16 protein-coding genes and 1 pseudogene are annotated in these 20,825 nt (G+C 74.1%); 9 read left to right on the forward strand and 8 right to left on the reverse strand.

Annotated elements, in window-relative coordinates:
- Nucleotides 1-258 precede the first annotated feature (258 nt).
- Together SNE206_RS22255 and SNE206_RS22260 are read right to left on the reverse strand one after the other, a co-directional pair.
- Nucleotides 259-720: pseudogene (locus SNE206_RS22255) on the reverse strand (SRPBCC family protein); the annotation flags it as partial.
- Nucleotides 721-882: 162 nt separating this feature from the next.
- On the reverse strand, nucleotides 883-4,155 hold the full coding sequence (locus tag SNE206_RS22260) for a LamG-like jellyroll fold domain-containing protein (protein ID WP_407915230.1): 3,273 nt from the start codon (nucleotides 4,153-4,155) through the stop codon (nucleotides 883-885).
- Nucleotides 4,156-5,210: 1,055 nt separating this feature from the next.
- Between SNE206_RS22260 and SNE206_RS22265 the strand changes: the two genes are divergently transcribed.
- The 9 genes from SNE206_RS22265 (at nucleotide 5,211) to SNE206_RS22305 (ending at nucleotide 14,263) form a co-directional block, all read left to right on the forward strand.
- Entirely contained in the window at nucleotides 5,211-6,302 is a 1,092-nt protein-coding gene (locus SNE206_RS22265) for an ABC transporter substrate-binding protein (RefSeq protein ID WP_407915231.1), read from the forward strand.
- A 92-nt stretch (nucleotides 6,303-6,394) separates the two neighbouring features.
- Entirely contained in the window at nucleotides 6,395-8,035 is a 1,641-nt protein-coding gene (locus tag SNE206_RS22270; protein ID WP_407915232.1) for a sugar ABC transporter ATP-binding protein, read from the forward strand.
- On the forward strand, nucleotides 8,032-9,000 hold the full coding sequence (locus tag SNE206_RS22275) for an ABC transporter permease (protein WP_407915233.1): 969 nt from the start codon (nucleotides 8,032-8,034) through the stop codon (nucleotides 8,998-9,000). The genes SNE206_RS22270 and SNE206_RS22275 overlap by 4 nt, the downstream gene beginning before the upstream one ends.
- Complete coding sequence (locus SNE206_RS22280; protein ID WP_407915234.1) at nucleotides 8,997-10,052, forward strand: ABC transporter permease; 1,056 nt, start codon at nucleotides 8,997-8,999, stop codon at nucleotides 10,050-10,052. The genes SNE206_RS22275 and SNE206_RS22280 overlap by 4 nt, the downstream gene beginning before the upstream one ends.
- Before the next feature lie 97 nt (nucleotides 10,053-10,149).
- The gene (locus SNE206_RS22285) at nucleotides 10,150-11,166 is read left to right on the forward strand and encodes a LacI family DNA-binding transcriptional regulator (protein WP_407915235.1); all 1,017 of its coding nucleotides are present in this window, start codon (nucleotides 10,150-10,152) and stop codon (nucleotides 11,164-11,166) included.
- Nucleotides 11,167-11,274: 108 nt separating this feature from the next.
- Nucleotides 11,275-12,369: an aldose epimerase family protein gene (locus tag SNE206_RS22290; protein WP_407915236.1), complete on the forward strand. Its 1,095-nt coding sequence runs from the start codon at nucleotides 11,275-11,277 to the stop codon at nucleotides 12,367-12,369.
- Between the two features lie 236 nt (nucleotides 12,370-12,605).
- Nucleotides 12,606-12,896 (forward strand): hypothetical protein, encoded by a 291-nt coding sequence (locus SNE206_RS22295; RefSeq protein WP_407915237.1) that lies wholly within the window; start codon nucleotides 12,606-12,608, stop codon nucleotides 12,894-12,896.
- Nucleotides 12,893-13,285 (forward strand): hypothetical protein, encoded by a 393-nt coding sequence (locus tag SNE206_RS22300; RefSeq protein ID WP_407915238.1) that lies wholly within the window; start codon nucleotides 12,893-12,895, stop codon nucleotides 13,283-13,285. The genes SNE206_RS22295 and SNE206_RS22300 overlap by 4 nt, the downstream gene beginning before the upstream one ends.
- Nucleotides 13,286-13,486: 201 nt before the next feature.
- Nucleotides 13,487-14,263: a DUF6585 family protein gene (locus SNE206_RS22305; RefSeq protein ID WP_407915239.1), complete on the forward strand. Its 777-nt coding sequence runs from the start codon at nucleotides 13,487-13,489 to the stop codon at nucleotides 14,261-14,263.
- Nucleotides 14,264-14,340: 77 nt separating this feature from the next.
- Here SNE206_RS22305 and SNE206_RS22310 read toward each other — a convergent pair whose 3' ends face one another.
- The 6 genes from SNE206_RS22310 to SNE206_RS22335 all read right to left on the reverse strand — a co-directional run bounded on the left by SNE206_RS22310 (nucleotide 14,341) and on the right by SNE206_RS22335 (nucleotide 20,811).
- Complete coding sequence (locus SNE206_RS22310) at nucleotides 14,341-15,588, reverse strand: hypothetical protein (RefSeq protein ID WP_407915240.1); 1,248 nt, start codon at nucleotides 15,586-15,588, stop codon at nucleotides 14,341-14,343.
- A 261-nt stretch (nucleotides 15,589-15,849) separates the two neighbouring features.
- Complete coding sequence (locus SNE206_RS22315) at nucleotides 15,850-17,994, reverse strand: FUSC family protein (RefSeq protein WP_407915241.1); 2,145 nt, start codon at nucleotides 17,992-17,994, stop codon at nucleotides 15,850-15,852.
- Nucleotides 17,995-18,055: 61 nt separating this feature from the next.
- On the reverse strand, nucleotides 18,056-18,442 hold the full coding sequence (locus SNE206_RS22320) for a hypothetical protein (protein WP_407915242.1): 387 nt from the start codon (nucleotides 18,440-18,442) through the stop codon (nucleotides 18,056-18,058).
- Entirely contained in the window at nucleotides 18,439-18,759 is a 321-nt protein-coding gene (locus SNE206_RS22325) for a hypothetical protein (protein ID WP_407915243.1), read from the reverse strand. Before SNE206_RS22325 ends, SNE206_RS22320 begins: the two co-directional genes overlap by 4 nt.
- A 319-nt stretch (nucleotides 18,760-19,078) precedes the next feature.
- Nucleotides 19,079-19,870 (reverse strand): GNAT family N-acetyltransferase, encoded by a 792-nt coding sequence (locus SNE206_RS22330; RefSeq protein WP_407915244.1) that lies wholly within the window; start codon nucleotides 19,868-19,870, stop codon nucleotides 19,079-19,081.
- A 95-nt stretch (nucleotides 19,871-19,965) separates the two neighbouring features.
- Entirely contained in the window at nucleotides 19,966-20,811 is an 846-nt protein-coding gene (locus tag SNE206_RS22335; RefSeq protein WP_407915245.1) for a phosphatase PAP2 family protein, read from the reverse strand.
- Nucleotides 20,812-20,825 lie beyond the last annotated feature (14 nt).

The raw sequence follows: 20,825 nt of genomic DNA on the forward strand, positions 1-20,825 counted from the left end.
GTCGTGGACGGCGGTGGCTCAGCCGTGCCGCATGTCGTCCGGGTCGGCCGGGCGCGGCGCGGTCCGCGGGTCGTCCAGCGGCGCGGTGCCGTACCGTCCGCCGTCCTGCCGACCGGTGCCGTACTGCTCACCGCCGTACGGCTCGCTGCTGCCGTACGGGTCGGGCGGCGGGGCTCCCTCGCCGGTCATCCGGGACTGCGGGGTCTCCCGCGGCGGCGCGTCGGGGAGGCCGCCGGCCGCGGGGCTGTCGGCCGTCCGGTCGCCGGGGGCGATCCGGCCGCGCCAGCCTTTGCTCTCGGCGCCGCCGCGCTCCTCGATGAAGCCCTTGAAGCGCTTGAGGTCGCCCTTGATCTGCCGGTCGAGCACGCCGAGCACGTCGCCGGTGCGTTCGGCCATGCCGTGCGGTTCGAAGTCCATGGCGAGGCTGACCCGGGTGTGGCCGTCGTCCAGCCGCCGGAAGGTGACGACGCCCATCTGGCGGACGTCGCCGCCGACCGTGCGCCAGGAGATCCGCTCGTCGGGCAGCTGGTCGACGATCTCGGTGTCGAACTCGCGCCGGGCGCCGGCGACCTTGGTGCGCCAGTGGCAGTGCCGGTCGTCGGTCTGGCGGACCTCCTCCACGCCCTCCATGAAGCGCGGGAACTCCTCGAACTGGGTCCACTGGTCGTAGACGCTGTGCAGGGGCACGTCGACGTCGATGGATTCCTTCACCATGCTCATGGTGACCTCCTTCGCGTTCCGGGACCGGACGTTCCGGGCCGCCACGCGCCTGCCCGCCCCCACGGGCCTCAATCCCCGGGACCGCCCGGAGGACGCGCCGCCGCCCCCGGCGGGAGGGGGATCCTCCCGCCGGGGGCGGCGCAGGGTGGTGCGGGCCGGGCGTTACGCGGGCTGCTCGGCGGTGTGCAGGGCGCTCACCTCCGCGGCGGTCAGCGCCTTGTCGTACGCGTGGACCTGGTCGATCGAGCCGTTCCAGAAGTCCACGTTGCCACCGCTCCACTTGGCGCGGCCGAGGCTGAGCGGGCCGGTGGAGACGTCGGCGGACGTGGCGGGCACAGTGGCCGCGAGGGTGCCGTCGACGTACAGGGCGATGGTGCCGGCCGCCGCGTCGTGCACGCCGACCAGGTGGTACCAGTGACCGAGCTGCGGGGTGATCGGCAGCCGGGCCCGGACACCGCCGGGGACGCTGAAGGCGAACGCGCCCTGGCCGTACTGCAGGTAGAACGGGTTCTCGGTGCGGCGGCCGTCCTGGCTGACCACGGTGGCGTAGTTGCCGGGCAGGGCGTCCAGGGTGGCCCAGGCGGAGATCGAGTAGTTGCCGGTCGTGTCGACCACGGGGCCGGCGGTCTGGGCGTACTGCGACTGGCCGTTGAACTTCAGGGCGCTGCCGCTGACGCCGGGGGCCCAGGTGGTGCCGTCGGTCAGGGTCAGCGAGGCCTTGTTGGGGCCCTGGTCGGCGGCGGTGGTGCCGGTGCCCTCGTCGAGGGACCAGGAGCCGCCGCCCTTGAGCTCGGAGCGGGCGCCGGCCGCGGCACCGGCCGCGATGACCTTGAGGTTGATGGCGCGGACCTGGGCCGGGTCGACCTTGATCTGCCGGCGGTCGTACGTCCAGAGGCCGTTGAGCTCGTTCTCCAGGTCGGTGACCTGGGTGTAGACCGAGCCGGAGAGCTCAGCGCCGGCGGCGGCGAGGTAGAACGTCTCGGTGTTGTCGACGTACTTCTTGGTGAGGGCGGCCTTGTCGTTCACGCCGCTGTAGATGACGGTCGGGGCGCCGGGCCACATGTGGCCGGGGGCACGGAGGGTGAAGCCGCCGTGCTCGCCGTCCATGGCGGCGCGCTTGCTGTCCGGGAACGCCGGGTCGTTGTTGCCGTAGTCGTGGTGGTCGATGATGTCGCCCTTGCCGGAGTCACCCTTGGAGGCGCAGCAGTTGACGCCGCTGTGGGCGTTGACGATGCGGGACGGGTCGGCGGCCTTGACGGCGTCGGTGAGCTTGCCGGTCTCCTCGCGGTTCCACTCGCCCCAGCCCTCGTTGAAGACGATCCAGCCGATGAGGGAGGGGGAGTTGTGGAGGAGCTTCATCTCCGCCATGCCCTCGGCGACGAACTCCTGCTGGCCGGCGGTGGTGCGGAAGTCGCCGGAGACGAAGTCCTGCCAGACGAGCAGGCCCATCTTGTCGGCCTGGTAGTACCAGCGCGGCGACTCGACCTTGATGTGCTTGCGGACGGCGTTGAAGCCGAGGTCCTTCTGCGCCTTCAGGTCGAAGGTGATGGCCGCGTCGGTGGGCTGGGTGTAGAGGCCGTCCGGCCAGAAGCCCTGGTCGAGCTCGGCGAGGGAGAAGATCGGCTTGCCGTTGAGGACGATCTTCTGGTAGCCGCCGACGTCCTGGATGGCGATCTTCCGCATGCCGAAGTAGCTCTTGACCGTGTCGGTCTGCTGGCCGCTGGTCAGCGTGACCTTGAGGTCGTAGAGGTACGGGTCGTCGGGCGTCCACAGGTGCTGGTTGCTCACCGGCAGGTGCAGCAGGGTGTTGGCGGGGCCGCTGATCGAGCCGACCACGTTGCCCGCGGTGTCCTTGGCGACGGCCTTGACGAGCGTGCCGGCCGGGGCACCGGGGGAGTTGACGGTGACGGAGAGCGTGCCGGAGTCGATGTCGGGCGTGGTGGTGACGGTGTCGATGGAGGTGGCCGCGACGGGCTCCATCCAGACGGTCTGCCAGATGCCGGACGACTGGGTGTAGACGATGCCGCCGGGGTTGGCCGACTGCTTGCCGAGCGGCTGGTCCGCGCCGGCGGTGTCGGTGACCGCGACGACGATCTCCTGCGGGCCGGTGCCCTTGAGGGCGTCGGTGATGTCGGCGGAGAAGCCGGTGTAGCCGCCGGTGTGCTCGGCGACCTTCGTGCCGTTGACCCAGACCGTGGCCTTGTTGTCGACGGCGCCGAAGTTGAGCTTGAGGTGCTGGCCGGAGCCGATCTTCCATCCCTTGGGGACGGTGACCGTCTTCCGGTAGAACATGTGGTCCTCGTGCCGCTCCAGGCCGGAGAGCATCGACTCGACCGGGTACGGCACGATGATCTTCTCGCCGAGGTCCTTGCCGAAGACGGGCTGCTCGCCCGCGGCGGCACCGGCGAACTGCCAGGGGCCGTTGAGGTTCAGCCAGTCGTCGCGGACCTGCTGCGGCCGGGGGTACTCGGGCAGCGGGTGGTTCTTGTCGACCTTGTCGGTCCACGGGGTGGTGAGGCGGTGGGCGGAGGCGTTGGCCGCCGTCCGGATGATCTGCGGCACGCTCTCGCCGCCGGAGGTGAGGCCGCCCGCGCCGTCGTACGAGACGCGGACCTGCTGGCCCTTCTGGATGGGCTCGGAGAGCTTGACGATCAGGGAGTTCTTGTCTCCGGCGGCGTTCGCGACCGACTTGACCGGCATCGGGGTGGTGTCGGCCTCGATGCGCAGGTGGTCGGCGATGCCCTTGGCGTTGCCGACCTTGCCCTCGAAGGTGGCCTGCACCTTGAGTCCGTCCTCGGCGACGGCCAGCGCGACGGGGTAGACGCTGAAGCCGGCGGGCGGGGTGAAGGCGCTCTCCGGCACGATCTGCTTGGGCAGCGCGGGGCTCGACCAGCGCAGGTACATGTTGGCGCCGCCGATGTCCTGGAACATCTCCAGCTTCAGGTCGTGCTTGACGCCCGCGGTGAGGTGGACGGCGGCGCTGGTCTGCTCGCGGTCCCAGTCCGGCACCCAGTGGTCGATGACCGCGACACCGTCGACGAAGAGGCGGAAGCCGTTGTCGCCGACGGCGTAGAAGGTGTAGTCGCCGTCGGCGGGGGCCTCGATCTGGCCGGTCCAGCGGGCGGTGGTGTTCTCCTGCCGGCCCGTCATCGCCTCGAAGGTGGAGGCCAGGCCCGGCATGTTGATCTGCGGGTCGAGCGCCGTGCCGCCGAGCTCGGCGAAGTCGCGGGCGCCGGGCGCCGACATCCGGTAGTACTCGCCCTTCAGGCCGTGCACCTGGATGTGGGGGTCGGCGGCGGCGAAGGTGGTCGCGGTGTCGGCGGGGGCGGCGGCCGAGGTACCGGGGACCATGGCGACCACGGGCAGCGAGAGCGTCGCTGCCAGCAGCAGCGCCCACGTCCTGCCTTGGTGTCGGGTGGCTGGCTGTCGCGTCATGCGGTGGCTCCTCACACGGGGGAGTAGAGGGTGGTGGGGCACTCCACGGGCGGTGACCCGCTCGCCCGGGGACGTGGTGGGGTGTCGCGCGGGGCGACGGTGGTGGCGCGCCGGCGGGAGGGAGGCCGGGGCGGCCGCGGCACGGTGGTGCCGGGGGAGGGACGTGCGGGCGCCGGGCCGCCGGGAGGCGGGCACGCCGGGGCCCTGGCCGTCCGGACGAACGGGCCGTCCGGACGAACGGTCGGGGCTGGGGGTCGGGACGGTGGCCGGGCGGCTGCGGGCAGGCCTGCGCGGCGTCGTCCGGTGGAGCCGGTGGCGGGTCGGCGGGTGGGCCGGCCGTGCGGCGGCGGACGGGGTTCACGGGCCGGGTGGCGACCCGTTGCACAACGTTGGAAAAGCGGGACAGCGAGAATGACAGCACGACCTTGCGGCCGTGTCCACCCCTCGACGGGCGGTTCCGGTCGCGGAATCGGCCGTCAGTGGCCGGACGGCCCCTCTGCGGCCAGCCGCCGCGCGGTGCGCGGCGGCTGACGAAGTTTCCGCTTCCGGGCCCGGCGGAGCGGAACGGGCCGCTCCGCCGGCCGGGTGCGGGGCGGCGCCGTACGCGCCCCGGGCGGGCCGCGGCCGGGCCGGCAGGCGACCGGCCGGGGCTCCGACCTGCGGCTTGTCCGGCCGGGGGTGACGCAGGGCGGGGAGGGCGGGGGCGGCGACAGCCCGGCCGGGGGACCGGCGGCCACCGCTCCGTCAACCCTCCGCACCTCCGGCCGCGTTGACGCGGGGCCGTCACGACGGACCGGTCGGGGAATGAAACGGAAATGCGTCCGCAACACTCTTGCCCGACGGATCGGGCGGCCTATATAACGTTGTAAACAGCGACGCCGAGAGGCCCTGCGGACCTCTTACCGCTCTCTCCTGCACCGGATTTCCCAGCCCCGTGCGCAGGCGTCCGGCGGACCCGGCAGCCGCCGTCCCCACCCCGCACCCCCCGCCCCACCGCGTCGTCGGCCCACCCGTCCGGCGCGGTGCGTTCCCCCTCGCCAAGGAGTGTCCCTGTCATGACCAGCACGCGCAGATCCCGCACGCTCGCCGCCGCCTCGCTGCTCGCCGCCGCCGCCCTCGTCGTGTCCGGATGCGCCAAGTCCGAGACCCCGTCCACCGGCTCGGGCGACGGACAGGCCGCGCAGGTCGCGGAGAGCCCGGCCGGCTCGGCCACCGCCGCCACCGGCGCGGGCTGCACCCTGACCAGCACCGGCACCCCGAAGATCGACCTGAAGGACGCGATCGTCGGCTTCTCGCAGTCCGAGAAGGAGGCCAACCCGTTCCGCATCGCCGAGACCCAGTCCATCAAGGACGAGGCCGCGAAGCTGGGCGTGAAGAAGCTGCTCACCACCAACGCGCAGTCGCAGCTGTCCAAGCAGATCAGCGACATCCAGGACATGCTCAACCAGGGCGCGCAGCTGCTCATCGTCGCCCCGCTCAACTCCGACGGCCTGCAGCCCGCCCTCGACGCGGCCGCCGCCAAGCACGTGCCGGTCATCACCGTCGACCGCAAGGTCAACGCCACCGCCTGCAAGGACTACCTGACCTTCATCGGCTCGAACTTCGTCGAGCAGGGCAAGCGCGCGGCCGACGCGATGATCGCCGCGACCGGCGGCACCGGCAAGGTCGCCATCCTGCTCGGCGCGTCCGGCAACAACGTCACCACCGACCGCACCAACGGCTTCGTCGACCAGCTCAAGGCCAAGGCACCCGGCCTGGAGATCGTCGCGCAGCAGACCGGCGAGTTCGCCCGCGACAAGGGCCAGCAGGTCATGGAGCAGCTCATCCAGTCCAAGCCCGAGATCACCGCCGTCTACGCGGAGAACGACGAGATGGGCCTCGGCGCCGTCACCGCGCTCAAGAGCGCGGGCAAGAAGCCCGGCAAGGACGTCAAGGTCATCTCCATCGACGGCACCCGCAACGCCGTCCAGGCGCTCGCCGCCGGCGAGTACAACGGCGTCATCGAGTCCAACCCGCGCTTCGGCCCGCTCGCCTTCGCGACCCTGCAGAAGTTCCTCGCTGGCGAGTCGATCGCGGACAGCGTCATCATCACCGACCGCGCCTACGACTCCGCCAACGCCGCCGCCTCCGTCGCCGGCGCCTACTGACCCGCGCCCCCACCCTCCGGGCCCGCCGCGACCTCCCCGACGCGCGGCGGGCCCGGAGACCACCCTCCATCGACCCTCGGAAGGCCAGAACCATGGCACCCCCCGAAGCGGCGGCCACCAGGCCCGCCGGCACCGCCCTCCCCACGGCGACGCCCGTGCTGGAGGCCCGCGGCGTGAGCAAGCGATTCCCCGGCGTGGTGGCCCTCGACGACGTCTCCTTCACGCTGCGCCCCGGCGAGGCCCACGCGCTCGTGGGGGAGAACGGGGCGGGCAAGTCCACCCTGATCAAGGTGCTCACCGGCGTGCACCGCCCGGACGACGGCGAACTCCTGCTCTCCGGAAACCCGGTGAGCTTCGCCCGGCCGTCCGAAGCCCAGCAGGCCGGCATCTCCACCATCTACCAGGAGGTCAACCTCGTCCCGCTCATGAGCGTGGCGCGGAACATCTTCCTCGGCCGCGAACCCGTCAAGCGCCTCGGCCTCATCGACTTCCCGCGGATGCACCGCGAGGCCGCCGAACTCCTCGCCGGGTTCGGCATCGACGTCGACCCGCGCCGCCCCCTGCACACCCTCGGCATCGGCACCCAGCAGATGGTGGCCCTCGCCCGCGCCGTCTCCGTCGACGCGCAGGTCGTCGTCATGGACGAACCGACCTCCTCGCTGGAACCGCGCGAGGTGGAGACGCTCTTCCGCGTCGTCGGCGAACTCCGCGCCCGCGGCATCGCCATCCTCTACGTCAGCCACCGCATGGACGAGCTCTACCGCCTGTGCGAGCGCGTCACCGTGCTCCGTGACGGCCGGCACATCCACACCGGCGACCTCGCCGACCTCGACCGCATGCAGCTGGTCTCCATGATGCTCGGCCGCGACATCACCGAGGTCCGCCGCCACGGCGTCACCGGCTTCGGCGACGAAGGGCACGACGTCGCCCGCGAACCCGTCCTCACCGCCGACGGCCTCACCCGCCGCCACCAGCTGGACGACATCTCCCTCGTGCTCCGCCCCGGCGAGGTGCTCGGCCTCGGCGGCCTCCTCGGCTCCGGCCGCAGCGAGACCGCCAAGGCCATCGCCGGAGCCCTCCCGCTCGACGGCGGCACCGTCTCCGTCGGCGGCCGCACCCTGCGCCGCCCCAGCTCCGCGGGCGCCATCCGGGCAGGCATCAGCATGCTCCCCGAGGACCGCAAGGCCGAGGGCATCATCCCCGGCCTGTCGGTACGGGAGAACATCGTGCTGGCCGCCATGCCGCGGCTGTCCCGCGCCGGGATCGTCTCCCGCGCCCGGCAGGACAAGGTCGTCAAGATCTTCATGGAACGCCTGCGGATCAAGGCCTCCAGTCCCGAGCAGAAGGTCTCCGAACTCTCCGGCGGCAACCAGCAGAAGGTGCTCCTCGCCCGCTGGCTCTGCCTCGAACCCGCGGTGCTGCTCCTCGACGAGCCGACCCGCGGCATCGACGTCGGCGCCAAGGCCGAGGTGCAGGCCCTCATCGACGAACTCGCCCAGGAGGGACTGGCCGTCCTGCTGATCTCCTCCGACATCGAGGAACTCGTCGAAGGCGCCGACCGCATCGTCGTGCTGCGCAGCGGCGCCGTCGCCGGCGAACTCACCGGCGAGCAGGTGGGGGAGAGCGAACTCCTCGCCGTCCTCGCCGACCACGGCGCGCCCTCCGCCGGACCGGCCCCCGCCGCACCCGACCAGCCCCGCCCGGCGAGCGCCGGCAAGGAGGACCCCCGATGACCCAGGCGACCGCCGCCCCCGCGCGCGGCCTGACCCGGCTGCCCAGCTCCGCGTGGTTCCAGGAGTACGGCGTCTACGCGGCGCTCGCGGCCCTGGTGGTGTTCAACGCGCTGTTCACCGACCGCTTCCTCACCACCGACAACCTCCGCACCCAGCTCGTGCAGGTCGCCCCCGTGGTGATCGTCGCCCTCGGCATGGCGCTGGTCATCGGCACCGAGGGCGTCGACCTCTCCGTCGGCTCCACCATGGCGCTGGCCTCCGCCCTGCTGCCGCTCTACCTCGGCTACGGCCTGGTGCCGGCCCTGCTGATCGCCCTGCTCGCCGGGGCCGTGGTCGGCGCGATCAACGGCACCCTGGTGTCCGTCGTCGGCCTGCAGCCCATCGTGGCCACCCTCGCCCTGTTCGTCGGCGGCCGCGGCCTGGCCCTCGTCATCGCCGACGGGCAGCTCAAGCAGATCGTCAACCCCGACCTGCTGGCGCTCGGCACCAACAGCGTCCTCGGCATCCCGCTGGTCGTCGTCGTCGCGGGCGTCCTCGCCCTCGCCGTCGCGTTCCTGGTGCAGCGCACCACCTTCGGACGCCAGGTCGTCGCCGTCGGCGGCAACCGGGCCGCTGCCGCCCTCTCCGGACTCCCCGTCAAGCGCCTCCTCATCGGCGTGTACGTGCTGTGCGGCGTGTTCGCCGCACTCGCCGGCGTGCTCGCCACCGCGCGGCTCACCGCCAGCGACCCGTCCTCGCTCGGCACCCTGATGGAACTGTCCGCGATCACCGCCGTCGTCGTCGGCGGCACCCCGCTGACCGGCGGCTCCGTCCGCGTGCTCGGCACCGTCGCCGGCGCGCTGCTCATGCAGCTGCTGCGCGCCACCCTCGTCAAGCACGACCTGCCCGACTCCACCGCCCAGATCGCCCAGGCGGCCATCATCCTCGCCGCCGTCTACGTCGCCCGGGAGCGCCGATCCCGATGAACACCACCCCCGCACTCGGCCTGCCCGAGCCCGCCGCCGGCCTGTCCGCACCCCCGGCCCCGCCCGCCGACCCGAGCGGCGCGGCCGCCGGGCCGACCGGACGCGAGCGCCTCCTGTCGCTCCTGCAGCGGCAGGGCGTGCTGGCGGTGCTGCTGCTGGTCGTCGTCGTCTCGTCCTTCGTCTACCCGACGTTCGGCACCCTGGACAACGCCCGCGGCGTGACCGTCCAGGCGTCCTTCCTCGCGATCGTCGCCCTCGGCATGACCCTGGTGATCATCACCGGCGGCATCGACCTCTCCGTGGGCTCGGTCTTCGCCCTCGGCGGCGTGCTCGCCGCCTGGGCCTCGCAGTGGGGCATCGTGCCCGCGCTGCTGCTGCCGATCGCCGTCTGCGGCGCCATCGGCGCCGTCAACGGCCTGCTCGTCGCCCGGGCCGGCATGGCACCGTTCATCGTCACCCTCGCCTCGCTGCTCGCCGCCCGCGGCCTGCTGCTCGCCCTCACCCAGGAGGGCGCCACCACCTACCTGGTGCCGCGCGGCTCGGCCTTCGCCGAACTCGGCCAGGGCACCGTCTGGGGCTTCGGGTACCCGCTGCTCATCGCCCTCGCCCTGTTCGGCCTCGGCGGTGTGCTGCTGCAGCGCACCTCCTTCGGGCAGACGCTGTTCGCCGTCGGCGGCAGCGCCGACGCGGCCACCCTCATGGGCCTGCCGGTCGCCCGCGCGAAGGTCACGGTCTACCTGCTCAGCGGCCTGCTGGCCGGTCTCGCCGGTGCGCTGAGCGCGGCCCGGCTCTCCTCCGGCGTCACCATCGTCGGTGTCGGCATGGAGCTCGACGCGATCTCCGCGGTCGTCATCGGCGGCACGCTCCTGGTCGGCGGCGCCGGCTCGGTCAGCGGCACCCTGTGGGGCGTCCTGCTGCTCGCCGTCATCCAGAACCTCATCAACCAGATCGGCTCGCTGAACTCCTCCTACCAGTCGGTGGTCAGCGGCGGCTTCCTCATCGTGGTCGTGGTCGCCCAGCGCTACCTCGCCCGCGGCCGCAGAACGACCTGAGCGGCACCCGGCCGCCCCGGCGGCCCGGTGGTGCCCGGAACCGTACACCGAGTCCCGGGCACCACCGGGGCCCGGTCCCCGTCAACGAAGGAGTGCCGTGGGCGTCAGCCTCAAGGACGTCGCGCAGCGGGCGGGCGTCTCCGTCAAGACCGTCTCCAACGTGGTCAACCACTATCCGCACGTCACCCCGCAGATGCGGGCCAAGGTGCAGAAGGCCATCGACGAGCTCGGCTACCGCCCCAACCTGACCGCCCGCCACCTGCGCAAGGGCCGCACCGGCATCATCGCGCTGGCCGTGCCCGAGCTCGGCAACCCGTACTTCGCCGAACTCGCCGGCGCCGTCATCGACGCCGCCGCCCGGCACGACTACACGGTGCTGGTCGACCACACCGCGGGCCGCCGCGAGCGCGAGATCCACGTCAGCGGCGGCTTCAGCTCCCACGTGATCGACGGGCTCATCCTCAGCCCCATCCACCTGGAGACCGAGGACCTCACCGGCCGCGACGAGACCGTGCCGCTGGTGCTGCTCGGCGAGCGCGAGTACGAGGCACCGTACGACCACATCGCCATCGACAACATCGCCGCCGCCCGGGAGGCCGTCCGCCACCTGCTCTCCCTCGGACACCGGCGGATCGCCTTCCTCGGCTCCCGCACCGGCCACGAGCGCCAGCCCGCCCACATGCGGATGCGCGGCTGGCACGAGGAACTGCAGGCGGCCGGCATCGTCCCCGACGAGTCGCTGGTCGTCGTCACCGACGGCTACGGCCGGGCCGACGGCGCCGTCGCCATGGCCGCCCTCCTCGACCGCGGCGAACGCCCCGACGCGGTGTTCGCCTACAACGACCTCATCGCCATCGGCGCGATGCGCACCCTCACCGAACGCGGCCTGCGCATCCCCGAGGACGTCGCGGTCGCCGGCTTCGACGACATCGAGGACGGCCGGTTCGCCGCCGTCCCCCTCACCACCATCTCGCCCGACAAGCTCGCCATCGCCCGCCTCGCCGTCGACCGGCTCGTCGCCCGGCTCACCGGGCAGCCACCCGCCGAACCGCGGCGCGAACGGCCCGGCTACCGCCTCGTCGTCCGCGGCTCCACCGGAGGCCCCGCGGACTGACGCACCGCCACCGGATGCTCCACCGGGCCGCTCCGCCGGCCCGCCCCCGACCACCTGTCGCGTCCGGCCCGGCCCGCCGGGCCACGCCCGCCCCCCGAGGGAACGACCATGCCCCGACCCACCGTCCGCCGCCGGCCGTTCGGCACCGCCCCCGGCGGCACCGCCGTCGACGCCTGGCGGCTCGACCCCGGCACCGGTGTGCACGCCGAGATCCTCACCTACGGCGGCATCCTGCACCGGCTCGTCGTCCCCGACACCGCCGGTGACGGCGCGACCGTCGTCCTGTCCCTCCCCACCGTCGAGCAGTACGCCGAGAAGAGCCCCTACTTCGGCGCCCTCGTCGGCCGCTACGCCAACCGCATCGCCCGCGGCCGCTTCACCCTCGACGGCAGCGCGCACCACATCCCCGTCAACGACCGCGGCCACGCCCTGCACGGCGGCCCGGACGGCTTCGACGCCCGGGTCTGGCACGCCGAACCGGCCGGCGACGGCGACACGGCCGCCCTCCGGCTCACCCTCCGCAGCCCGCACGGCGACATGGGCTTCCCCGGCACCCTCGACGTCACCGCCATCTACACCCTCACCGCGGACGGCACCCTCGCCCTCGACTGGACCGCCACCACCGACCGGCCCACCGTCGTCAACCTCACCAACCACGCCTACTTCACCCTCGCCGACGGCCCCGACGTGCTCGGTCACACCCTGCAGGTCGACGCGCCCGCCTACCTGCCCGTCGACGCCGACGGCATCCCCACCGGCCCGCCCGTACCCGTGGCCGGCACCGCCTTCGACCTCACCGCCCCGCAGCGGATCGGCGACGCCCTCGACCGCCCGGACGCCCAGCTGCGGACCGCCGGCGGCTTCGACCACTGCTTCGTCCTGCGCACCCCCGGCGAGACCGCGGACGAGACCCCCGGCGAGACCGCCGGACTCCGCCGGGCCGCCCGCCTCACCGCCCCGCACGGCACCCGCACCCTGGAGGTGTGGACCACCGAACCCGGCGTCCAGGTCTACACCGGCAACCAGCTCGACGGCTCCCTCACCGGCCCCGACGGCCGCCCCTACGGCCGGCACGCCGCGATCTGCCTGGAGACCCAGCACCACCCCGACGCCCCCAACCACCCCGACTACCCCAGCACCGTGCTGCGGCCCGGCGAGACCCTCACCAGCCGCACCGAGTACCGCTTCCCGCACCTTGCCTGACAGATCGGCACGTGGCGCCCCGCCTGCGTCTCCGCAGCCTCCCTCCGGTGGGGGGAGCCGCACCCCCGCCGGAGGCGTCCGCGCCCGGGCGGCGTCCCGGCCGGACGGAACGGACGACACCGTCACCGTCACCGGGAGGGAAACGGCCCCGGCGAACCCCGGCAGGGCCGAACCGGGCTGCTTTCCCGACCCGACACCCGTACACCATCGGTGTACCGACGGTGTACGATCGGGGTATGGCCGACGCGACGATCAAGGTTTCCCCTGACACCCGTGACCGCCTGGCCGCCCTCGCGGCGGCTCACGGCACCACGATCGGCGCTCAGGTGGCCCTGCTCGTGGAGCAGCAGCCCACCGCGGAGCAGATCGCCGAGCGTGTCGCCGAGGGCCGCCGGCTGCTGCGGGAGCACTTCGGGATGACCCTCCCCGACACGGAGCTGGACCAGGGCCCGGACATGCTCCAGCGGGTGTACGACATCGCCGCGGCGGACGCACGCGCCAAGGTCACCCCCCGGCGCAGCGCGTGATCATCCTGGATTCCAGCGCCCTGGCCGCGCTGGCCGCCGGCCACTCGCGCCTGCACCGGATCGTGGACTCCGCGTTGCGCAGCCCGTTCCGGCATCTGCTGGTCCCGGTGCTGTGCCTGGTCGAGGCCGAGATCAAGGACGAGGGTGCCGCGCAGGCGGTCCTGGCGCTGCCCGCGCTGGAGTTCGAGCCCCTGGACGCGAGCACGGCCGTGGTGGTGGCGGCCATGGTCCGCGACGGGTACGGCGGCCAGGATCTGGCCCACGCCATCACGACGAGCCTGCCCACCCCGGTGCGTCCGCTGCAGCACCTGATCCTGACGGCCCGTGCGGAGCTGTATCCGCCCGGGGTCGCCACGGTCGACATCGACGACCCCCGCCTGGAGCCGTAGGTGCCGCAGGCGGAGTGTTCGGGGACGGGCTGAACACTGTTTCCGTCGGGCCGCCACCGACCCTGCCGTACCGGATCGGCCTGCGCTGTCGGTGTGTCAGACGACCTCTTCCGCAAGCCGGTTGTCTGCAAGGAGGCATGGTGTCGCGGTGCGCCGATCGGGCAGACTATACGGGTTGCCCCCGACCCGAGGAGACGCTGCATGGGCCGTGCACCGGGATTCCCGCCGGCGCCCTCCGACGGTGCGGCGGCCTGGGGCGCACTCGGCCCTCCGGTCGCGTCCGCCGGGCAGCCGACACTGGACCGGGAACCCCGCGCCTCCCGGCTGCTGGTGCCGGCGTTCCTCGTGTACGGCCTCTTCATGGTCGGCGTGCTGAGCGGTCAGCCGCTGCTGATCATCCTCTCCCTCCTCTCCACCGTGGTGCTGGTCGTGCTGCTCGGGTTCGCCCTCCGCACCCCCGCCAGGCGCAAGGGCCTGACCGACCAGCTCCTCGTGGTGCACACCGGCGGACTCGTCCACAGCAGCGGCGGCCGCACCCAGGACGCGCTGCTGTGGGACGACGTCACCGAGATCCGGGTCCTCAGCGGGGGCGGGCTCGGCTCCTTCGTGCAGACCTGCCACCTCACCCTGGGCAACGGGCAGCGGACCATCCTCTCCTCGCAGCGCATCGAAGGCCTCTTCTCCCTCCTCGACCGCATCGAGGAGGGTGTCGCCCGGGCGCAACTGCCCGCCGCCCTCGCCTCGATCGAGGCCGGAACCCCCGTGCGGTTCGGTGCACTGCGCCTCGACGCGGACGGCCTGGCCGCCGGCACCGACCGGCTGCCCTGGGCCGAGGTCCGGATCGCCGGCCACGCGACCGACGGCGTCATCCTGATCGAACGGAGTGCGGGCGGCACCTGGCGCCGACAGCAGGCCGCGCAGTTCCCGAACCTGAGGCTGTTCCGCCTGCTGACCGAGAGGTACACCCCCCGGTCCTGAGACGCCGGCGGGACCGGAGCCCGTCGCGATCGAGGGTGCAGGGGGCCGAATCCGCCGGCGCGTTCGTCTCCGGCGTCTCAGCCTTCCCCGTCGCGTTCCCCGTCGCCCCCGCGTCGACGGAGCACCCGCCCGGCAATCCCGCTCGAGAGATTGCCCGTCACCGATCTGGCCCGGACGAAGGTCTCGATACCGATGCGCCTGGCGGCGTCGACGCCCTCCGCTCCCGTCTCGAGCACCTTGTCCCTCGCCTCCGCGGCCGCCTCCGCCCACCGTCGGGCGTCCAACGACTGTTGACCGCGCTCGATGCCCAGCCGTCCGTGGAAGTCGACGACGGCGATCGCGACGTGATTGCCCGACTGCACCACGGCCGGGGACATGGTCGGGTGCAGCAGCACCTTCGTGTTGGCCGTGCCGACAGCCGCACCCACGCGGGCCATCAGCCGCCCGGTGCTCCGTGAGATGAGCTCCATCCGGTTCTGCCGGGCGGTCCGGAGTGCGAGGCGATGCCGGTCCAGCTCGTCCGGCGACGTGTCCAGCACGCGGTCGAGTTCGAGCACGGAGACCGCGTCGTGCAGCTGGAAGCAACGAGCCAGAACGGCGAGCCACTCCCGGACCGTGACCTCGGCGTCCCTGGACGCCCTGGCGAGATCACCGATCGTCGTCCTGTGCTCGATCTTCTCGGTGAGCACGTCGAGTTGACGCAGCGCGTAGGCCTGGGTCCGCGCGATCGTCATCGACGTGGCCTGCACCTTCGACCACGTGACCTCGGAGACCCGACCCACCTGCTCCCGGACGGTCAGGGCCTCCTCGATGACGAAGCCCGCTCCGATCATGTCCGCCAGCACCGCGTCCTTCTGGGCGCGGAGCACGTCGTCGACCTTCTCGTCGATCGAGGCGAGATAGTCGGTGATCTCGTCCATGGTCTGCTGCATCGCAAGCTGCGCCATGAGCCCCGCGGCACCGGCCAGGAACGCCGGGTTGGCCAGGGACGATCCGGGCTTCGCCAGTTCGAGGAGTCCCTTGATCCTGCCGTTCTCCGTCAACACGGCACGGCTGGCACCCGCATGCGAGCCTTTCATCAGCCCGTACTTCTTGAGGGCCTGCGCTGACTGCTCGGTCAGCTTCACCCAGCGACCCGAGGCGGCTGCGATGTCGGAACCCGCCTGTGCGGCTCCGGCCACGGCGCCGAGGGTGGACCTGAGCCTCGGCAGTCCGAGGTCCTTCGACGGCAGTCTTTCGGAGACGAGGAAGCGTTCGACAGCCGCCGGGTCTCCGATGACAGCCAGGCCGTCGCCGTCGCTGATCAGCTGAAGGTCGTCATCCATCGTCGGCTCCTGAAGGGGCTCTTCGCCGTTGAGGGCGTGGGCGGGGTGCGCGTCGGCGGCCGGGTGGGGCCGAGGTCCTCCGGCGGTGGAAGTCCTCGTACTGCCCGTCCGCAGGACCCGAGGTGCCTGACGCTACCTTCGCCTGCCCCGACCTGACTACGCGTTCCGTCGCTTCCTGCCCATCGGCGCCGCACGGCGGGCGCGCCGTGTGACCGTCGACGTCGCGGGCCGCACCCCGTGGACGGGACCGGTGCCCGGCACTCAGGTGGAGTTCGTGCCCCCGGCGACGAGATGCCCCGCACCCACGGGCTCGTCGGCCGCAGCGAGGTCGTCGAGCAGGCCGTCCAGCCACACCTCGACGTCCACCGCGTGCAGCCCCTCCGGCGCGGACGGCCCGGAGGCCGCCGTCGGCGCGGCACCGCGCACGGCCCGGCGGCGCAGCGCCACGGCCCGCTGTTCGAACGCCTCCGCCACCGCCTCCGCCGGGGCCTCCACCGACCGCGGCACCGAGCCCGGTCCGAGCCGTGCGAGCAGCGGCTCGGTGCCGCGCACCGCGTGCTGCCCGGCCAGCAGCACCGCCTGCCAGTCGGGCCCCTCACCGGCCCGGTCGTGCCGCTCCGACCGGTACTGCGCGTACGTCGCCTCGGCGAGGACGGCGCTGCGCCGTGCGCGCCGCAGTGCGCCGGTGGCGGGGCCGCCGGTGGTGAGCACGGCGACCGTCTCGCGGAGCGCGTCGGCGCAGTCGGCGAGGAGTTCGGCGGCGCGCCGCCGCAGCTCGCCGCCGCCTCCGCGGGGCCAGGCGCAGGCGCCGGCGAGGACGCCCACGCACGCCCCGGTGACCACGTCGAGCACCCGGGCCTCGGCGAGCTGCCAGCTCGCGGGTGCGAGCTGGCCGAAGACGGTCGCCACCACCACGGTGAAGGTGCCCTGCGCCCAGGCCGGGCCGAGCAGCGGCCCGACCGTGAAGGCGACCAGCATGACGGCGGGCAGCACGGCCGCGTACACCTCCGGGCGCTGCCCGGCCGTGACGAGCAGGACGGCCGCGACCACGGCGCCGAGGGCCGTCCCGGTCAGGGCGGGCCGCAGCGTGGTCCGGGTGTCGGCGGCGCTCGTCCGCATGAGGGTGAGGGTCGCCAGCATCACCCAGAAGCCGTGCGTGAGGTCGAGGGCCCCTGCCGCGAGCCGGGCGGCGGCGAGCGCGAGGGCGGTGCGCACCGCGTTCTGCAGGAAGACCGACCGCGGCGTCAGGTTGGCGCGGAACCTCGCCCACCACAGCCGGGGCGCCGACCGGTACGCGTACCAGAACGGGCCGGGCCGCAGGCCGGGCGGCGTCGCGTCGGGCGGCAGCGGGGCCCGGCGGGTGACCCGCACGGCGAGGACGAGGAAGCGGGCGCCCTCCGCGGTGTCCAGCGCGAGGGCGCCCGGGGCTGCGCCGGTGGGGCTGTCCCCGGCGGTGGTGCGGTGCCGCTCGAAGGCGGTGATGCCGTGCTCGATCCGCTGCGTCTCCGGCACCGGGCCGCCGGGCCGCAGCCCCGCTGCGGCGTCCCGGAGGGCCGTGGCGGCCTCCCGCAGCGGACCGGCGGCGGCCGGGCACGGCCCGTGCGCCGCCGCCCTGCCGAGCTGCCGGAGCCTGGCATGGGTGTACCGCAGGGCGGTGGCGCCGTGGCCGAGCGCACGGTCGACGGCGCCCGCGGAGGCGGGCCGCTCCATCACGGGGATCCGGGAGAGGCGCAGCTCGTCGAGGAGGGCCGGACAAGGATCAGCGGGCGCGTCCCGGAGTGGACCGGCGGTGCCGTCCGCGCAGGCGGTGGCGGTGCGGTCGGCGAGGCCGGCGACCGCCTCCGCGGCCCGGGCCAGCCGGTCCCGGTAGTCGACGGGCGGGCCGGTCGGCCGGAGCAGCAGCTCGGCGGCGGCCAGCAGCACGACACCGACGGTGAGCCCGGCCAGCCGGTGCGGCAGCGATCCGGGATCGTACGGCGGGAAGCACGGCAGGATGTAGAACAGCTGCAGGCCGTTGGCGAGCCCCACCAGGCGCGGGCCGCCGACGGAGGCGTACGAGACGGTGAAGCCGACGGCCAGCATGCCGAGGGCGGCGGCCCAGGAGTGCACCGCCAGCAGCGTGCCGAGCACCACCAGCACGTACGCGGCGGGGAGGGCGGCCAGCAGGGTGCGGGCCCGCTGCCGGGCCCCGCCGCCCAGCCGGGCGAGGACGCCCAGCGACACCGGGCCGAACACCGCGTAGATCGCGGCCACCGGCTGGTGCAGCCCGTACCGGCAGAGGTAGAAGCCGCCGCAGGCGGCGGCGGTGACCCGGACGGCGTTCCAGGTCGTCCGCAGCTCCGGGTCGCGGGCGCGCAGCCACCGCCCCGGCCCGGTCCGGCCGCGTGCCGGCGTCGTCCTCGCCATGGGTCCTCGATCTGCCGCTCGGTGCCCCTGCCCCACCCGACACGCCCAGGCTATCGGCAGGTCAGGGCCTCAGCTGGACGGCCGCGGTGAGGGTGTAGCCGACCAGCGCCCCGAAGAAGGCGACGGCGGTGACGTGCCGGGCGGTGAAGGGCAGGCCGGCCAGGGCCGGGTACAGCAGGACGGCCGCGCCGGCGCAGATGTCGGCCGCGTAGAGGCCGACCGGGGGAAGGACGTGCGTGGTGCGGGCCGCCCAGCCGGTGGCCACCAGGAAGCCCGTGAGCAGGACGAAGCCGGAGAGCAGGCCGGAGCCGATCGTCGACAGCACGGTGTGCGGCTCGGGGGCCGGCTCCCCCTCCGGCACGGCGGGGCGCAGCCGGTGGGCGACGGCGAGTCCGGCGACGGCGACGGTCAGCGCGGCGAGGGCGCCGAGCAGGGCGAGCGGGTTCACGTGCGGCTCCGCGGGTGCTGGACGGGATGGAGCAGGGCCGCCAGGGCGGCCGGTGCGAGGACGACGATCAGCAGCACGACCGACCACACCACCGGGTCGATCCCCGGTGCGGGCGCGGCGGCCGGCGGCGCGGGGGCGGGGGACGCGACGGCCGTGGTCGCGAAGGTCGACGGCGCGGGGGCGGGCGGCGAGAGGGCGGGCGGCGGTGCCTGGGCCGCCGGTGGCGGCGGCGAGGTGCGGACGGCGGCCGGCGCGGCCGTGTGCGGACGCGGGTGCTGCTGCGGCCGGGGGTGGGCCGCCGGGGCGGCGTGGTGCACGGCCGGTGTCGCGGACGCGCTCGGGCCCGGGGTCACCGTGGGCGTGGGGCTCGGCGTGGGGCTGGGCGTGGGCGTCGCGGTCGGGGTCTCCGTCGGCGTCGGGCACGGCGGGGACGGTGGTGGAGGCGGAGGCGGGGGCGGTGGTGGGCAGGGCGGCGGGGGTGGGCAGTCGTCGTCGTCCACCCGGCCGATTGTGGGCGCGCTCCCCGTACGGCGGGGGCGGATCCGGGGCGTGATCACACGCACGGGTGACATGCGCGCGCCCCCGCAGCCGGAACGGGCTGCAGGGGCGCGCGCGGGTGTGGTCCCGGTCCGGTGGTCAGGCCGGGGGCGTCCAGACGTACGGCGTGGTCGTGGTGATCGCGGTCAGGCCGAGGCGCTGCAGGATGGGGCTGCTGTCGTCGGAGGCGTCGACGTGCAGGTAGCGGTGGCCGTGCTCCAGGGCGAGCCGGGCGCGGTGCGCCACCAGGGTGCGGTAGACGCCCCGGCCGCGCCATGCGGGGAGCGTCGAACCGCCCCGCAGCCCGGCGAACTCGCGGTCGCGGTCGAGCATCAGCCACGCGGCCGACACGACCTCCCCGTCGGCCTCGGCGACGAGCACGGCCACCTCGTCGGGGCGGGCGGTCAACAGGCCGAGCAGGTGGTCGGCGAGGAACCCCATGTCCTCGCCCCACACGGCGGTCTCCATGGCGGCGATCCGCGGCAGGTCGGCCGGGTCGGCGGTGCGGCGGACCGCCACCCCGGCGGGCGGCGCCGCGTCGGCGGCGAGGTCGGCGGCCGCGCCGACGAGCACCGTCTCGCGCGGCTCGGCGGCGAAGCCCGCGGCGAGCAGCCGGTCGGGCAGGTCGGCCGGCAGGTCGTGGCCGCGGGTCTTCCATTCGAAGGCCTGGCCGTGCGCGGCGAAGTGCGCCGTCTGGCGGGCGATCAGGGCGTCGAGGCCGGCGCCGCGCACCCCGACGTCGCGCGGGGTGCTCACGAACCCGCGGTGGCCGCCGGTCAGGCGCACCACGCAGCCGTCGTGGTCCTGCACGGTGTCGGGCCCCGAGGAGAAGCCCCGCATCTGGTCGTCGTACGCCGCGAGCAGGCGGCTTCTGAGATCGTCGTCGGTCATCGTCCCGAGCCTAGGGACGGCGTCAAGGCGGTTTTCCCGGCCGCAGGACGGCAGGACGGCGGGACGGCGGGACGGCGGGCCGACAGGGTGCGGGCTCAGGCGGCCGGGGGCGGGCCGGCCGGTCCGGCCTCCTCGGGGGGCAGGCCGTCGGTCCGTCCCAGTTCCGGTTCCAGGCCCTCGCCCACCGGCGGCACCCGGCGTCCGGTGTCCAGCCGCCAGGCCTCGAAGGCCCAGGCGGTGGCGGCCACCAGCGCCAGGCCCAGCAGCCAGCCGCCCAGCACGTCGCTCACCCAGTGCACGCCCAGCGCGACCCGGGTGAACCCCACCCCGGCGACCGACACGGCGGCCACCGCCCAGGCCAACGGCTTCACCACGCGGGGCATCACCGGCAGGAGGACGAGCAGCAGGATCGCGCAGGAGCTCGCGGCCGTCATCGCGTGGCCGGACGGGAAGGAGTAGCCGGCGGCGTGCGCGACCGGCTCCGGCAGGTTCGGCCGCACCCGGGCGACGGCCACCTTCACCAGCAGCCCGATCACCCCGGCCGCCACCGCCGTCGCCGCCGCCCACACGGCCAGCCGCCACGCCCGGCGGACGAGGAGCCAGCCGACGGTGGCCGCGACGAGGAGGCGCATCGTCCAGGGATCCCAGACCAGGTCGCTGAGGACCCGCAGCAGCCGCAGCAGCGCGGGGTGTCCGAGCACGGCGGTGTGCAGCTGCAGGGCGGTGCGCCGGTCGAGGTCGCCCAGCGGTTCCCAGTGCGCCTCGACCAGGGCCAGCAGGACGCCGGCGGGCACCGCCGCCACGGTGAAGGCGAGGACCGAGGCGGCCAGCCGTACGCCGAACCGGCGGTCGGCGGGCCAGGACCGCCAGCGGGCCGCGGCGCTGCGGGTGCGTGCGAGGCGGGCGGGGGCGGGGCGGGGCGCGCGGGAGGGAGGAGTCATCGGCATTCCGGATA

This window comes from Kitasatospora sp. NE20-6 (assembly GCF_045862635.1).

Coding starts and splice junctions, on each gene's coding strand:
- SNE206_RS22260 (WP_407915230.1), bottom strand. CDS start 4,155: ATGACGCGACAGCCAGCCACCCGACACCAAGGCAGGACGTGGGCGCTG.
- SNE206_RS22315 (WP_407915241.1), bottom strand. CDS start 17,994: ATGGCGAGGACGACGCCGGCACGCGGCCGGACCGGGCCGGGGCGGTGG.
- SNE206_RS22335 (WP_407915245.1), bottom strand. CDS start 20,811: ATGACTCCTCCCTCCCGCGCGCCCCGCCCCGCCCCCGCCCGCCTCGCA.
- SNE206_RS22305 (WP_407915239.1), top strand. CDS start 13,487: ATGGGCCGTGCACCGGGATTCCCGCCGGCGCCCTCCGACGGTGCGGCG.
- SNE206_RS22280 (WP_407915234.1), top strand. CDS start 8,997: ATGAACACCACCCCCGCACTCGGCCTGCCCGAGCCCGCCGCCGGCCTG.
- SNE206_RS22310 (WP_407915240.1), bottom strand. CDS start 15,588: ATGGATGACGACCTTCAGCTGATCAGCGACGGCGACGGCCTGGCTGTC.
- SNE206_RS22290 (WP_407915236.1), top strand. CDS start 11,275: ATGCCCCGACCCACCGTCCGCCGCCGGCCGTTCGGCACCGCCCCCGGC.
- SNE206_RS22270 (WP_407915232.1), top strand. CDS start 6,395: ATGGCACCCCCCGAAGCGGCGGCCACCAGGCCCGCCGGCACCGCCCTC.
- SNE206_RS22295 (WP_407915237.1), top strand. CDS start 12,606: ATGGCCGACGCGACGATCAAGGTTTCCCCTGACACCCGTGACCGCCTG.
- SNE206_RS22265 (WP_407915231.1), top strand. CDS start 5,211: ATGACCAGCACGCGCAGATCCCGCACGCTCGCCGCCGCCTCGCTGCTC.
- SNE206_RS22275 (WP_407915233.1), top strand. CDS start 8,032: ATGACCCAGGCGACCGCCGCCCCCGCGCGCGGCCTGACCCGGCTGCCC.
- SNE206_RS22330 (WP_407915244.1), bottom strand. CDS start 19,870: ATGACCGACGACGATCTCAGAAGCCGCCTGCTCGCGGCGTACGACGAC.